Annotated in this window: 13 protein-coding genes and 1 pseudogene; 6 read left to right on the forward strand and 8 right to left on the reverse strand. The window is 59.3% G+C overall.

Annotated elements, in window-relative coordinates:
* Positions 1-2 precede the first annotated feature (2 nt).
* From AC1D1B_RS18450 to AC1D1B_RS18470, 5 genes are all read right to left on the reverse strand, one after another.
* Positions 3-212 (reverse strand): hypothetical protein, encoded by a 210-nt coding sequence (locus AC1D1B_RS18450; protein ID WP_477333874.1) that lies wholly within the window; start codon positions 210-212, stop codon positions 3-5.
* A gap of 39 nt (positions 213-251) precedes the next feature.
* Positions 252-2,363, reverse strand: coding sequence for a catalase (katE, locus tag AC1D1B_RS18455; RefSeq protein WP_477333875.1), 2,112 nt, complete (start codon positions 2,361-2,363; stop codon positions 252-254).
* An 84-nt stretch (positions 2,364-2,447) separates the two neighbouring features.
* Complete coding sequence (locus AC1D1B_RS18460) at positions 2,448-3,056, reverse strand: hypothetical protein (RefSeq protein ID WP_477333876.1); 609 nt, start codon at positions 3,054-3,056, stop codon at positions 2,448-2,450.
* A 34-nt stretch (positions 3,057-3,090) separates the two neighbouring features.
* A complete protein-coding gene (locus tag AC1D1B_RS18465) occupies positions 3,091-3,849 on the reverse strand; it encodes a DUF4142 domain-containing protein (RefSeq protein ID WP_477333877.1) in 759 nt (252 codons plus the stop codon).
* A 439-nt stretch (positions 3,850-4,288) separates the two neighbouring features.
* A complete protein-coding gene (locus tag AC1D1B_RS18470; RefSeq protein ID WP_112564507.1) occupies positions 4,289-4,492 on the reverse strand; it encodes a CsbD family protein in 204 nt (67 codons plus the stop codon).
* 464 nt (positions 4,493-4,956) lie between these two features.
* On the opposite strand from AC1D1B_RS18470, the gene AC1D1B_RS18475 reads away from it, so the two are divergent.
* From AC1D1B_RS18475 to AC1D1B_RS18485, 3 genes are all read left to right on the forward strand, one after another.
* Positions 4,957-6,897: a hybrid sensor histidine kinase/response regulator gene (locus tag AC1D1B_RS18475; RefSeq protein ID WP_477333878.1), complete on the forward strand. Its 1,941-nt coding sequence runs from the start codon at positions 4,957-4,959 to the stop codon at positions 6,895-6,897.
* Positions 6,898-7,044: 147 nt separating this feature from the next.
* The gene (locus tag AC1D1B_RS18480) at positions 7,045-7,398 is read left to right on the forward strand and encodes a hypothetical protein (protein ID WP_477333879.1); all 354 of its coding nucleotides are present in this window, start codon (positions 7,045-7,047) and stop codon (positions 7,396-7,398) included.
* A 278-nt stretch (positions 7,399-7,676) separates the two neighbouring features.
* Entirely contained in the window at positions 7,677-9,077 is a 1,401-nt protein-coding gene (locus tag AC1D1B_RS18485; RefSeq protein WP_477333880.1) for a phospholipase D family protein, read from the forward strand.
* Between the two features lie 196 nt (positions 9,078-9,273).
* On the opposite strand, the gene AC1D1B_RS18490 is transcribed toward AC1D1B_RS18485, so the two are convergent.
* From AC1D1B_RS18490 to AC1D1B_RS18500, 3 genes are all read right to left on the reverse strand, one after another.
* The gene (locus AC1D1B_RS18490) at positions 9,274-9,999 is read right to left on the reverse strand and encodes a hypothetical protein (RefSeq protein WP_477333881.1); all 726 of its coding nucleotides are present in this window, start codon (positions 9,997-9,999) and stop codon (positions 9,274-9,276) included.
* A gap of 67 nt (positions 10,000-10,066) precedes the next feature.
* Complete coding sequence (locus AC1D1B_RS18495; protein WP_477333882.1) at positions 10,067-10,672, reverse strand: cupin domain-containing protein; 606 nt, start codon at positions 10,670-10,672, stop codon at positions 10,067-10,069.
* A gap of 37 nt (positions 10,673-10,709) precedes the next feature.
* Positions 10,710-11,414, reverse strand: coding sequence for a DUF899 family protein (locus AC1D1B_RS18500; protein ID WP_477333883.1), 705 nt, complete (start codon positions 11,412-11,414; stop codon positions 10,710-10,712).
* 121 nt (positions 11,415-11,535) lie between these two features.
* On the opposite strand from AC1D1B_RS18500, the pseudogene AC1D1B_RS18505 reads away from it, so the two are divergent.
* From AC1D1B_RS18505 to AC1D1B_RS18515, 3 genes and pseudogenes are all read left to right on the forward strand, one after another.
* Positions 11,536-11,728: pseudogene (locus AC1D1B_RS18505) on the forward strand (plasmid stabilization protein); the annotation flags it as partial.
* 354 nt (positions 11,729-12,082) lie between these two features.
* On the forward strand, positions 12,083-12,478 hold the full coding sequence (locus AC1D1B_RS18510; RefSeq protein ID WP_477333884.1) for a response regulator: 396 nt from the start codon (positions 12,083-12,085) through the stop codon (positions 12,476-12,478).
* A 190-nt stretch (positions 12,479-12,668) separates the two neighbouring features.
* Positions 12,669-13,328 carry a hypothetical protein gene (locus tag AC1D1B_RS18515; protein WP_477333885.1) on the forward strand — a complete coding sequence of 220 codons (660 nt, stop codon included), beginning with the start codon at positions 12,669-12,671 and terminating at the stop codon, positions 13,326-13,328.
* The last annotated feature ends 216 nt before the right edge of the window (positions 13,329-13,544 follow it).

Below are 13,544 nucleotides of genomic sequence, written 5' to 3' on the forward strand. Positions count from 1 at the left end.
ACTCATTCCTTGCGAGCAGGGGTTGTTGGCGAGGGACGGGCTCTTCTCCCGCGACGCTGTTGTCGTTCACCCGCAGAGAGTTGCCCTCGACCTTCCGCGGCTTGTGCTCCGGCGCCGCCGGCAAAGGGGGATGCGTCACGCTCGTCCGCGCTGTTGTTGTTGACCCGCAACGCCTTGCCCGTGACCTTCGTTCGGTCGCTGTCATCGTTCATGTCGAACTCCTTGCTTGTGCTACCTGGGACGACGCGCGGCTACGCCATCTTCACCTTCGGCTCGCGCGCCCATAAGCGCAGCGCGCCGAGAGCCGAGATAAAGCCGGCGACATCCTTGGGCCCGGAAAGGGCGACGCAGCCTTCATCGAGGCTGTCGGCAATGCCTGCCTTGTCGAGCAGCGGCAATGCGGCCTCGACATAGCCGATGAATTTGCAGTGGGCGAAAGCGTCGGCGACGAAATCGCGGGCCGTGGATTCCTTGACCAGGTCGGCCATTGCCGCCTTGGACGGCAGCAAGGCGACCGCATCGTAGAGCACGGACGGCCCGCCGCCGATCATCTGCTGCGCCTCGATCAGGCTGCCGTCGCTGGCTTTGGCGCCACCGACCTTCGGGGCGATGATCTCGAACACCGCGCCGGCCTTGGTCAGCGCGGCGGTCAGCGCCTTAAGCAGTGCGGCATCGCTGCCGTCGGTCACCAGTATGCCGAGCTTGCGGCCCTCGAAACGGTTGGGGCCGTTGGCGACGATACTGAGCGAAGGTGAAGCTGTCAGATCCTGCCTGGTGGCAATGGCCACATCGGCCGGTTTCGGCATTGCCTTCAGGCCAAGCCCGTCGCCGACCTTCGTCGCCAGCCCTTCGTCGATGTTGAGCAGGTGAGAGACCATCCTCTCGCGAATGACAGGCGTCTGCACCTTGCTGAGTTCGAAGGTCAGAGCGGCCGCGATATGGCCTTGCTCGGGCGGCGTCTGGCTGATGTAGAACTGCCGCGCCTGGCTGTAATGGTCGGCAAAGCTTTCGGCGCGGATGCGCTGTTTAGGACCCTGCTCGGCTTCTGGAAACGAGCGGAAGCCGCGCTGCGGCGATTCCCGTGGGCCTTCGCCGAACGAATTCGGCTGGTAATTCACCCGCCCGACTGGATTGCGAATGGCCATATGACCGTCCTGCTGGAAATTGTGGAACGGGCATTTCGGCGCGTTGATCGGGATGTGCGTGAAGTTGGTGCTGCCTAGTCGCTTGATCTGCGTGTCGAGATAGGAAAAGTTCCGCCCCTGCAGCAGCGGGTCGTTGGAGAAGTCGATGCCGGGCGGAACGTTCTGCGTCATGAACGCGACCTGTTCGGTCTCGGCAAAAAAATTGTCAGGCATACGGTCGAGCACCAGGCGGCCGACCGGGATCGGCGGCAGGATCTCTTCGGGGATCAGCTTGGTGGCGTCGAGCACGTCGAAATCGAAACTGTCGGCAAAGTCCTGGTCGAACAATTGCAGCTGCAATTCCCACTCGGGAAACGCGCCGGCCTTGATCGAGTCCCACAGATCGCGGCGATGGAAATCGGGATCGGCGCCGTTGATCTTGACCGCCTCGTTCCAGGCCACCGATTGCAGGCCGAGCTTCGGCTTCCAGTGGAATTTGACAAAGGTCGATTCATCCTTGGCGTTGAGCATACGGAAGGTGTGGACGCCGAACCCTTCCATGAAGCGGAAGGAGCGCGGGATCGCCCGGTCCGACATCACCCACATGATCATGTGCATGGACTCAGGCGTCAGCGAGATGAAATCCCAGAAATTGTCATGCGCCGATTGCGCCTGCGGAAAGGCGCGGTCGGGCTCCTCCTTCACAGAATGAACAAGGTCGGGAAACTTGATCGCATCCTGGATGAAGAACACCGGAATGTTGTTGCCGACGATGTCCCAATTGCCTTCCTGCGTGTAGAGCTTGACGGCGAAGCCGCGCACGTCGCGCGCCAGGTCGAACGATCCCTTGTTGCCGGCGACGGTGGAGAAGCGCACGAAGGCTGGCGTCTTTTCCCCGGCGCGCTGGAAGATGTCGGCGCGGGTGTATTTGGCCAGCGCCTCATAGGTCTCGAAGTAGCCGTGCGCGCCGTAACCGCGGGCATGCACGACGCGCTCGGGGATACGCTCGTGGTCGAAGTGAAAAATCTTTTCGCGGAAATGAAAGTCTTCGAGCACCGTCGGTCCGCGCGCGCCGATCTTCAAAGAATTCTGGTCGTCTGATACTGGTCCGCCCTGGGCGGTGGTGAGGACGCGAATGTCGCCCTCGGCAATCTGATGCAATTCGCCCCCTTCGCCTCGAACCAGTTTCTGGTCGTGGATGACAGCCTGGTTGCTGACGCGGCTTGGAGACTTGGTCATGGATGGATTCCTTGGAGCGAGTGCACAGGTTCCTGGGTGTTGATATGACGAAGCCCCGCCGCCTTTCGCGACGGGGCTCGGTGATCAGAGAGGGCTGGCGTTGCGTATTCTGTCGCGCTCAGCCTCGATGTCGCCGTAGGGATCGGCATCAGCATCGAACCGCGTCCAGCCGTCGGCTTCATAGGCACTGCGGCGTTCTTGCAGGTCGACCGAGTTGGACTGGCCAAGAATACGCTCGGCCTCTTCGGCGAGTTCGTCGCTGACCTTGGCGGTCACCAGCGTGCCGCCACGCCGAACGCCTTCGGCATAGACATGGGCATCTTTCTCAGGCACTCCGGAATCGGTCAGCGCCCCAACAATGCCGCCGGCCGCACCGCCGACGACAGCGCCGCTGACAGCACCAACCGCCGTGGCGGCCAGCCAGCCTGCGGCCACAACGGGACCGACACCCGGAATGGCCATGAGGCCGAGCCCGGTCAGCAACCCGCCGGCGCCGCCGATGACGGCGCCAACGCCGGCGCCGCCGGCTGCGTCCTCAGCCGCCTTGGAGGTGTCGTCGTCGTCGTCATACCAATTCTCTGAATTGTTCGCGACGATGCTGATGTCGGCGTGCGGAACACCGCTGGCTTCCAGTTCGCCGACGGCATCGGAGGCATCTTCGTAGTTGTCGAAAAGTCCGGTTACGGTCTTCATGGTTTTCTATCTCCTCGTTCTGAGGTCAGTCGGTTCAGTTGGCGCCCGCAACGACGTTGCCCTGGTAATCGAGCGCGACGGCGGTGTTCTTGCCGTCCTTTGTCGCCTGTCCGCGCCAGATACCCTTGTCGTCCTTGGTCAGCTTCGACACGTCGGAAAAGCCGGCATCCTGGATGCGGGTCTTGGCCTGGTCCTCGGTGAAGCTGTTGGCGCCGGGAACGGGGGCAGCGGGGTTTGCGGTGTCGGTCGTGGTTACGGCAGGGGTGGTCGAGCTCGTGGCGGGGGCTGCCTCGCCCGTGGTCGAAGCGCCGGTGGCGGCAATCTTCTCGATCATCTCCTGATGCATCTTGAGCGTCGGCAAGGTCTCGGAGGCGAAGGTTTTCAGCTGCGCATTGTCGCCATGCTTGGCGTAGCTTTCGAACAGCGTGACCGCTTCGGAATGCGCATCGCGCTGCATCTGCACATAGGGCTTGTCGTCCTTGGCGTTCTGCAAGGCGTCGAGATCGGCCTTGTGCTTGGCGTCCAGTTCCTTGGGCTCCGTCAGTTTCTGTTCACCGGCGATGGTCTCGAGCCTGGCGTTGGCCGCGCCGTGATCGTCGACCATCTGCTGCGCGAAATCCTTGACGCCCTGGTCCTGGGCCTTGCCCACGGCAATCTTGCTGGAATCGACTTCGAATATGCCGCCGACCGCGGCCCTGTTGACAGAATCCTGCGCGCTGTCGGCAGCGAAAGCAGGCAGGGCGAAGGTCATGGCTGTGGCCGTGGACAGAGCCAAAAGCATACGGGTTTTCATGAATAGGATCCTCGTTAGGCACCCATCGTGCTGAGGAGCTAACAAGTGCCGGAGGGCTTTGTTCCGGCGCGCAACTGATTATGCGGGCGATCGGCTTTTTGCTTTCCTGGAAGCGGTTCGTCGTCCGGCAGCAGGCTTTCTGCGTGCTGAGACTAATAGGTCCGCAGGTCCTTGGTCACGTCGTCCAACATCTTGAGTGCAGAACTTTTGTTTGTCGGTTGCAACAGGCGCTGGTCGATTGCAGCCGCCTTGAATGCCGCGAAAGCAATGGCGGGACTGCAACTCCCTTCTCTCGCCGCCGCGATCAACCTGCGGGCGTCTCGGTAAGCCGCCCCATCGCCAGCGCGTCCCAGGAACAATCATAGATATTATGCCGAGCGCGGGGGTTTTAGGCGGGCGAGAAAATCAGGGGCGCCTAAGCGCCCCTGCCAGACAGAGTCTACCAACCCTGCATTGAATACCAGTCGTCGACGTCTCTCCGGACGCGGTCCTTCTCTATGCCATATCTTTCCTGGATCTTACCTTCGAGCTGATCCCGTTTGCCGGCGATGCGGTCGAGATCGTCATCAGTGAGCTTGCCCCACTGTTCTTTGACCTTGCCCTTGACCTGTTTCCAGTTCCCTTCAACGCGGTTCCAATCCATGGCCTTAGCCTCCTTGATTGCACTTCAGTTGAAACGCCATTTGCGGTGCGAGGTTCCCGTAATAGGCATGTTGCATCTGCTCGGCGTCGAGCGTGAGGCAGGCAAGCCGCTTGGCGCTGCTCATTTGGATAAAGCCTCATCGCCGGAACTGAATTGGAGCAGGCTGATCCGCCGCCGAAGGGCAGGGGCGCCCGGGAACTCAATGGATGATCGGTCGCTTAAAGCACTTGCGCGACGCGGAGGCCTGACTGCGCCTTACCCGCTCTAGATTTTCGCCAGGAGAGCTGGAAATGGTCGACGCGATATTGCCCGCTGAGACGACATTGAAATCCGCGTCAGCAATTGCCTGCGCGGAAGCACGTCGGCGCCGAAGACCGACCAGAGCTTCGGAAGGTGGGCGGGCCTTGGCATAGCGGAACCAAGGGTTTGAACAAGCGTTTCTACCTGTTAGGGGAGCAGTAACTTTGCAAAAATTGTCAATCGAACAGCCGACCTCTTCGTTTCCGGTAGAGGACAGGTATCGCGTGCTGATTGATTCAATCACTGACTATGCGGTGTACCTACTCGATGCAGACGGCATCGTAAGCAGTTGGAGCCCCGGCGCGCAAAAAGACTTGGGGTACAGCGCGGTTGAGATCATCGGCCAACATTTCTCAGTCTTCTACAGGCAGGGGGACAGGGCCTCCGGGTTGCCCGAGCTTGCGCTGAAAACGGCTGCTGCTGAAGGACGGTTCGAGGCCGAAGGGTGGCGCGTTCGCAAGGACGGCACGGAGTACTGGACGCACGTGGTTATCGATCCCGTGCGTGGCGCCGACGGCTCTGTAGTCGGATTTGCCAAAATCACCCGGGACCTGACTGAAAGACAAACCGCTCAACAGGCACTGAAAACCAGCGAAGAACAGTTTCGAATTTTGGTCCAGAGCGTTGCCGACTATGCAATTTACATGCTGGACCCGAAGGGATTTGTAACCAGCTGGAACCTGGGCGCGGAGCGCATCAAAGGCTACAAGGCCGACGAGATTCTAGGCGAACATTTTTCGCGCTTCTATCTTGAGGCTGACCGTAAAGCGGGACTTCCAAAAGAGAGCCTCGCGATAGCCGCAAAGGAAGGTCGTTTCGAGCGTGAAGCTTGGCGTTTGCGCAAGGACGGAACGACGTTTCTCGCTCATGTGATAATCGATTCAATCAGAAATGACAGCGGGGAACTGATTGGCTTTGCCAAAATCACGCGCGACGTGACCGAGCGCAGTAAGGCTCAGAGAGAGCTGGAGCAAACCCGCGAACAACTCTTTCAGATCCAAAAACTGGAAGCCATAGGTCAGCTGACCGGCGGCGTCGCGCACGACTTCAACAATCTTTTGATGGTGATCCAGAGCAGCCTTTCGATGATACGAAGGCGCCTGTCCAATGATCCGAAACTGGTGTCTCTCGTGGACAACGCTTTGCGGGCTGCAGAAAGGGGCTCTTCACTAACCCAGCGAATGTTGGCATTTGCACGCCGCCAAGACCTCGATCAACAAACTATCTCCATTCCTGATCTCGTTCGCGGGATGACGGATATGCTTGAGAGGGCAATCGGTCCGTCTATACCTGTTTTGACCCAATTCCCATTGTCACTGCCGAGCGTTGTCACTGACCCCAATCAGCTGGAGTCAGTGCTTTTGAATCTCGCGGTCAATGCGCGAGATGCGATGCCCTCTGGCGGGTCGCTTGTCATTAGCGCTGAGGCTGAGGAGTTGGACGTTTTCAACCTTCACAAGCTCAAGCCCGGTCGCTACGTCCGATTCTCGGTGAAAGACGTTGGCCAAGGAATGGACGCGGAAACGCTGTCGCGGGCGACTGAGCCCTTCTTTACAACCAAAGGCGTCGGTAAAGGGACGGGTTTGGGTCTCGCAATGGCTCAGGGGTTTGCAGAGCAGTCGGGAGGCGGGCTTGTCGTTCACAGTCAACTTGGCGCCGGAACGACGGTAGAGATTTGGCTTCCTGCAGCTTTGGCACCGGAGCCTCAGGTCGAAAAGGCTCAAGCGCCTGTGCCCAATTCATCAAGCCGGCATGCGATATCAATCTTGGCCGTCGACGATGACCCACTCGTCCTGATGAACACGGTCGCATTGCTGGAGGATCTCGGCCATAGGGTTTTGGAGGCAGGCACAGGCGCGCGGGCCTTAGAGATTTTGAAGGGTGAACCGGGGCTGGATCTTCTGATCACGGATCACGCGATGCCAGGCATGACAGGGGCCGAGCTCATAGAACTGGCTAGAGCCGAGCGGCCCAACCTTCCTGCAATTCTAGCCACGGGCTACGCTGAACTTCCATCCGGCACACAGACAAGCGCGACCCGTTTGGCCAAGCCCTTTTTTGGTGAGGACTTGGAAAAGGCGATGGACATCGCTCTTCAGCGATGAAGCTCCCTCGCACTGTCGATCAGTCATCCATTTCAAACGCGCTCGTCTTGTCAGCAGACAATGTGCTTGATTAGCGGAGCACCTCCGCGAACGGTTCCGCCAATGATATGATGTGGCGGAAATTAGCTGACAGTAAGGAGATGACGCATGCCCAAAGTCACCCGTCGTACACTCCTCGCTTTCGCGGCCGTTGCCTCCGTTGTTGAACCATCTCTGGCGCGGAGCGAAGCTACCGCACCGCAACTGCAGGTGCTGATCGCGGCCCATGAGACTGCCTATGCCGCGCTTCTGCAGGTTGTTCATCGAGAAGGGGGCACTTGGCACGATCGCATGATTGCAGACCGAATCGAACAGCAAGCACTGCTGGCCGTCTGTTCCCATCCGGCGACCGCCTCAGGTGACCGCCGAGCCAAGGCCGACTATCTGTTGAAGGTCGAGGCGCGTGGCGAGCTCGACCTGGAAGAGCATATGCAGGCTCTGTTGCACTCTATGCAAAGTTGATTGGCGAGGACGACAAAACCATAGGTTCCTTGCTTGCCTTCGGAAAGCCGGGGCGAGCGTGGCGCGTGTAGGCAGCGCGCTGATCAACAGTCCGTTGCCGGTGGCGAGACATTTTCGGAGCGATAGGCGTCGACTTAAGGGGCAGCTCGTTCCCAACGGTCGGTCGAAGCTCCGGGCTATAGGAGGGCTGCATATGCAACCAGATTACCCCTCAAAAGTTCTTGCTATGATTTGGAGCAAGGCCGGCTGCGACTGCCGTCCGAGGGTGGCCAATTTTCATGGACGTATCGGTTTCTCAAACCGCAGACGACAACATCAAGGCCGGCAAGAGCGGGTTGCTGCTTGTCTCGGACAACTATGACGCTTTCGCTGTGCGCGTGCTGGCGGCACGGAGTGCAGTGCGCACCCTCGACCTGATGTATTACCTTTGGCACGATGACCACACCGGTCGCTTGCTCTTGCAGGAGGTTTTTCGAGCCGCTGAGCGCGGCGTGCGGGTGCGCATGCTCCTTGACGACGTCAATCTGCGCAAAAACGATGCTGCCTATCTGGCGCTCAACAATCATCCAAACATCGAATTGAAGTTGTTCAACCCGAGCGGCATCAGGAGCGGCCGGATCATGCGTGGTGTGGAAGTGCTGTTGCGGCTTTTTGCACTAACACGACGTATGCACAACAAGGCTTGGATCGCCGACGATAGGTTTGCCATTGTCGGCGGCCGGAATGTTGGCGATGCCTATTTCGATGCGGCCGAGACCAATTTCCGGGACCTCGACATGCTGCTCCTGGGCCATGCGGTACAGCAAACCTCGGAGATATTCGATGCTTTCTGGGCGTGCGAGGAAGCCAAGCCAATCAAAACACTTGGTTCAGTGGCCCAGCATGAGCATGTCAAATTGTTTGATGGAAGCGATCCCGATGCCGACTCAAAATTTCTGAACGGCATTGGTGACCGAGGCTCAATTGCAGAGTTTATCGCGGCCAGCAACGACGTTCATTGGGTGGAGGGCGTGCGGGTTATTTCCGACCCACCAGAGAAGGTTCGTGGCTGGAGACGTCGCAGCTGGCTTATGAAAGAGCTGCGTCCCATCATTCAATCGACGCGCGGGTGTCTGGAAATTGTGTCGCCCTATTTCATCCCCGGCAAAAGAGGCACAGCGATCTTGCTGGATCTTGTCGGCGCCGGTGTTGACGTTTCGGTTCTGACCAATTCCTTGGCCGCCACAGACGTCGCCGCGGTCCATGGCGCCTACGCAAACTATCGCAAGCGGCTGCTGAGGAACGGCGTCAAACTTTTCGAGCTTCAGCCGTTCAGCCGTCAGCCGGCAATCTCGGTGTTTGGTTCAAAGGGTGCCAGTCTGCATACGAAAGCTTTCACCGTTGACGACAAGACCGGCTTCGTCGGCTCCTTCAATTTCGATCCGCGGTCAGTGTCATTGAATTCGGAAATGGGCGTGCTCTTCGAGGATGCGAAATTGGTCGCTGAGCTGCGGAATCGATTCCAATCAGAGATATCTCCGGAGGCTAGCTATCGGCTCGAACTCAAACACGATGTTCTGCACTGGCATGGATGCGACGAAGGCAAGCTGCGAGACTATACGCATGAACCAGAAGCCGGATTTTTTCGCCGTGTACTGGCGGCCCTGGTCCGCCATCTTCCCGTTGAATCTCAGCTCTAGCCGGCAACACAAGTTTGCCTGTTCCGGAATATGCCCGCCCCCAGAGGCGCCCGACACGAGGTTGCGGTCCGAGGAACCTCCTACCCATCACAGCGTTCCGAAAGAGTTGGTCTAAATCCTCAAATGGAGCGCCCATCGTCATGGGAAGCGCAAGCGAGAATGGCAGCCGGTAATGTGAAGCAGGGGCGCCTCCAGTTCAGCGCTGTAAGTCCTCTGCTACCTGGTTGAGAACCTTGCGGGGCTGGTCGGCGATAATGTCGCCGTGGCTAACGACGATCCGCACCATGCTAGGTTCGTTCGCCCATCTGCGGAAAGCAACAGCGAGCGCTTTTCGATCCTTTACAAACATCCACTTGCCGACCAGTGGCATTCTCGGACCATCGACACCGAAGCCCAGCACGCGTGCCATAATGTGTGCGCCGACACCGTGCGGATGGCGCACATTGGCGAGGATGTCATTGATCACCAGCGTCGTGCCGCCCTTGCGGCGCACGATGAGCGAGGCCTCCTTCTCAGCAATGCCTGGCACAGGCTCAAAGCGAACGGAGGCATCGTCGAGAATGTCTGCTGTACTATCTACAGGCAGTACCTGCTCCACGGCGTCCCGCGCGCCTGGCGCGCAGAGAACCTTCGCCTGCGGGTAGCGAAGCTTCCACGGTTTGATATCGAGACGATGCCTCGTGCCGGGAACGATAAGGAAAGATGGAGCACCCAGAGCTTCGATCTGCAGCATCTCTGGCTCGGCAAGAGGAATGGCGCTCCAGATCGCAGTGCGTCGTCCGGTCAATCCAACCACAGTCATTCGGCGAGGAAAGTGTCCAAGCGGCATTTGGATTTCACCTGCAACGGTTAGCAGGCCATCGTCGAGTTTTTCGAGTTGACCGTGCGGCCCAACTTTCCACTCGTCATTGATCTTGGACATGCGAACAGTCTCGACCGGGTTCGCATTCACAATTGTTCAGCTCTGGTTTCGTTCCGCCATTGAGCGGTTAACGAGCGCGTTGGAAAAGCCCCAGAAGCGGGCCTTTGCTTCCATAAACTGGATCCTTGCGCGGACGGCCAACCTTGGGAATTGTCGCGAGCGCGTCCTTATGTTGGTCGGCAGTCGTGCATTCGTCGTACGTTCCAAAAGGCGGATATGCGCCGACGACCAGGAAATCGACGGATGCGGCCAGGCATTGGTGACCCGTGCCGGCCGGCAGTATCGCCACGTCGCCCGCCTTCAGGGACAGGGTCCGGCCCTTCTTGCCGCCAAATTGTACCTTGGCGGTGCCGCGTGCGACGCCGAGCACTTCGTGTATCCGCGAGTGGTAATGAACGTAATCGTAGATACCATTGCGCCAGCTATCGCCCCAGCCATTGGATCGGAAGAGCGCTTCCATGACGGCGGCGGGATCGAATTCGTCCGGCAGCGTCACGGCGCCCCGGTAGACGACCAGCGGCCAGGCCGGATGATTGGGCACCAGGCCATCATCCTGGAAACGGAACGCATTCGCTTTGCGCTGCCTGACGAGACCGACGAGGTCTTTCTTCCCTGGCCTCGCCACACCGGTGACCTTCTCGACGGCTTTCTTCACGCTCTCAAGAATGCTCATATCGAAACCTTGCGTTCGGACTGGCCGCGCCTGAGCCCTAGTAGCTGAGCTTCGGATACCAATCTGTTCCGCGTCCGCCGGGGGTAAGGTCAAGGATTGACCAGAGTGACGCGATATCTGGAGCGTCTCGCGGATCCTGTCCGGGGTCGGCCATCTCCGTCGCCATCTCGCTCGCCCAAAACAGCCGTGCTCGCTCACCGTCGCGCTTGAACACGACCAGCGCTGGGTTCTCGGTGCCGTCGGCGTTGATCAGCCTGAGATCGTTGGCATAGTCGTCACCGACTGTCTGGACAAAATCCAAATCGCGCCAACCGCGTTCCCTGGCGAACGCGATCTGGCGCTCGACCGAGCTGCGTCCAAGAATCTTCAGGCTGACGCGCTGTTTGATGTCAGCGGCATTTCCGTTCACCGAACCCAGCCAGTTCGTGCACATCGGGCAAGGGCGCTCGCGCTTCGGCCCGAACATCCAGAAGTAGGTCACGAGTGTGTCCTTGTCGCCGAAAAGCTCGAGCAGTCCGAGATCGGCGCCGTTCGCATCCTTGAAGCGATAATTTTTCTCGATGACCGGTCCATCAGGCAGGCTTCTGCGCCGGTCGGCAACGCGGGTCATATGCCGACGAAATTCGATCTCGTCCGTCAAAAGCGCCTGTCGTGCCTTGCGGTATTCATCGCTCGCGCCAGGAAAAGGTGTCCGGGCTTTTCCCGCCAGTGCGTCGGCGGGCTTGAGTGTGCCGATACCCATGAGAGGTCTCCAAGATGTCCGTCGGGAATGCGGGCCACATGCAATTTTGGGCGGACCGCTCGAAAGTCAACGATCCTCCTGTCTCAGGATCGGTTGTGTCCCCGGGACCCGCGCCAAGCTGCGACGCGCATGGGCCGCCGTTAACCAGGATGACGGCGGCGGCAAGAAAGAGGGCGGCTCCGGGCACGGCAAACACACCGGTCACCCCGGCAGCGTACAATAGTGGCGAGAAGGGTGGCAAGGCATCAGCCTCACGCTCGGCCGCGAGCCGTTCGAAGAAAGCTGCCGCAACGCCCAACCGGGACGCCGCATGACCGAGCAAATATGTCCGGAGGACAGCTATGAAACCCCGCCTCGTCAACGAGATCGGGGGATAACAGACATTTCTAGTGTGCTCGATCTCGGCGAAGAAGCATTCGGCCCGCTGACTGCATTCGCGACCGACCAAAAAGTCGATAGGGCTTCCTTAACGGCATCGGCGCTTTCGAAAGTAGACAGTCGGATGGTTTGATCTGAACACGAAGAGGCCAGGCGCTCTATATGTGGGATCTTGGTCAAGTGCTATACAACGCGGAGCCGGTTCAGCTGAAAATGGACGCCCAGCCCAGACCTGCTATGGAACCAACTAGCGGTTGATCCGTAGTAGTGGCAACGGGGACATTTTCACGATGGACGAGATTGCAGTTCTGGTCGTTGAAGACGAACCGCTAATCCTGCTCGACGTCCAGGCGGCTTTAACGGAAGCTGGCTTCGAAGTCGTCTCCGCTAATGACGCCGCGAAGGCCATTGCCGCGTTCGATGCGGACCCATCGAAGTTCAAAGCACTAGTAACAGACGTCCGCTTAGGGGAAGGCAAGTCCGGTTGGGAAATCGCTCGGCATTTGAGACAAACCAATGCGACCATCCCTGTGATCTACGCGAGTGGCGATGGTGCCATGCACTGGGGCGCTCAGGGCGTTCCTGGCAGCGTGATGATCTCCAAGCCATATGCTTTGCCGCAAATCATTACGGCGTTGTCGACGCTGCTGAACGAACAACCACCCGTGGCAACAGAGATCGCCTAACCGGCCGAGGTTGTCGAGGTTCAGGGTGGCAATCCTTGGTCTAGGTTGATGCCTCCCGCGGCTGCGCGGGTCCTGTACCATTCCGTTGGATGAATTCGGCTCTCTTGCCGGTGATCTGCTCATCGTCGCGCCGGTCGAGACCGTCAACCAGGTGCGCACCGAATCGCAGCTTTAAAACAGGGGATGCGTTTTGGCTCAACCCAATGAAGAGATGCGAGAGATCATGCTGCAAAGCCGAACAGAGCGGCAGGCTTTGTTTGAGCCTGTCAGCGAAATAAGCCGGCGCCTGCAGCCCCGAAATCTGGTCGATGCGTCGACCCGGTACGCGAAGCAGAAGGTTACGAAGGCCCTTGGCGGTGTGTCCGACGCTGTGAAGGATAACGGCGGCGCCGCCGCAGCGATCGCGCTGGGCGCAGTTGCGCTATTCGATGCGGGCAGGCGAAGTGCCCGCGGCCCAGTAGGCGCCGATCGTGACGCTGTAGACCAGTTTGCCGGCTCCACGCATTCGGATGCGGCGTCAATTCGCTACGACGCCAATCCGCGCAAGGCGATCACAAACTTAACGCGGGCGAGGGTGCTCGCTGGATCTGCGGGGGGCCTGTTGATCGGCCACATTATTGGCAAGGCATTTAAGCCCACGGCAAAAGAGCGCGCCCTGTTCGGCAAGGTTGGGGCTGAAGTTCAGGATGCAGCGGACACGTTTATCGCTGAGCATGCGCGCGGTGCCAAAGTGGCCGCCGCCCAGGCCTTCGGCTTTGCCAGATATGCTGCTGCGTTCCTGGCCGTATTGACCGCAGCCAGCGACTATCTCGGCCGCGCGGACCCGCACGACGATCAGCGAAATCGCTAATCGGAATCGGTGCGTCCGGAGAAGTCACCTACACCGAGGGAAGCGTTTTTGGCGCTAATGGCGGGACGGGCGTAATCTGAAGGCGCGGATTGCATAAGCTGGAAGTCGTGGAGCGAGTGCTTTGGGCTGCCACCGACGAGCCCGATGGTTCGGCTCCAATTTGGCGTTCGACTACCTGACATCCTTCAGGAATGGCGGGTCATCGGCAGGCCCTTC

Source organism: Mesorhizobium sp. P2_C5_2, from assembly GCF_056404535.1.

Bases quoted from the DNA above. Each gene is read 5' to 3' on its own strand.
- AC1D1B_RS18450 (WP_477333874.1), bottom strand. From the start codon at position 212: ATGAACGATGACAGCGACCGAACGAAGGTCACGGGCAAGGCGTTGCGG.
- katE (WP_477333875.1), bottom strand. From the start codon at position 2,363: ATGACCAAGTCTCCAAGCCGCGTCAGCAACCAGGCTGTCATCCACGAC.
- AC1D1B_RS18460 (WP_477333876.1), bottom strand. From the start codon at position 3,056: ATGAAGACCGTAACCGGACTTTTCGACAACTACGAAGATGCCTCCGAT.
- AC1D1B_RS18465 (WP_477333877.1), bottom strand. From the start codon at position 3,849: ATGAAAACCCGTATGCTTTTGGCTCTGTCCACGGCCACAGCCATGACC.
- AC1D1B_RS18470 (WP_112564507.1), bottom strand. From the start codon at position 4,492: ATGGATTGGAACCGCGTTGAAGGGAACTGGAAACAGGTCAAGGGCAAG.
- AC1D1B_RS18480 (WP_477333879.1), top strand. From the start codon at position 7,045: ATGCCCAAAGTCACCCGTCGTACACTCCTCGCTTTCGCGGCCGTTGCC.
- AC1D1B_RS18485 (WP_477333880.1), top strand. From the start codon at position 7,677: ATGGACGTATCGGTTTCTCAAACCGCAGACGACAACATCAAGGCCGGC.
- AC1D1B_RS18490 (WP_477333881.1), bottom strand. From the start codon at position 9,999: ATGTCCAAGATCAATGACGAGTGGAAAGTTGGGCCGCACGGTCAACTC.
- AC1D1B_RS18495 (WP_477333882.1), bottom strand. From the start codon at position 10,672: ATGAGCATTCTTGAGAGCGTGAAGAAAGCCGTCGAGAAGGTCACCGGT.
- AC1D1B_RS18500 (WP_477333883.1), bottom strand. From the start codon at position 11,414: ATGGGTATCGGCACACTCAAGCCCGCCGACGCACTGGCGGGAAAAGCC.
- AC1D1B_RS18510 (WP_477333884.1), top strand. From the start codon at position 12,083: ATGGACGAGATTGCAGTTCTGGTCGTTGAAGACGAACCGCTAATCCTG.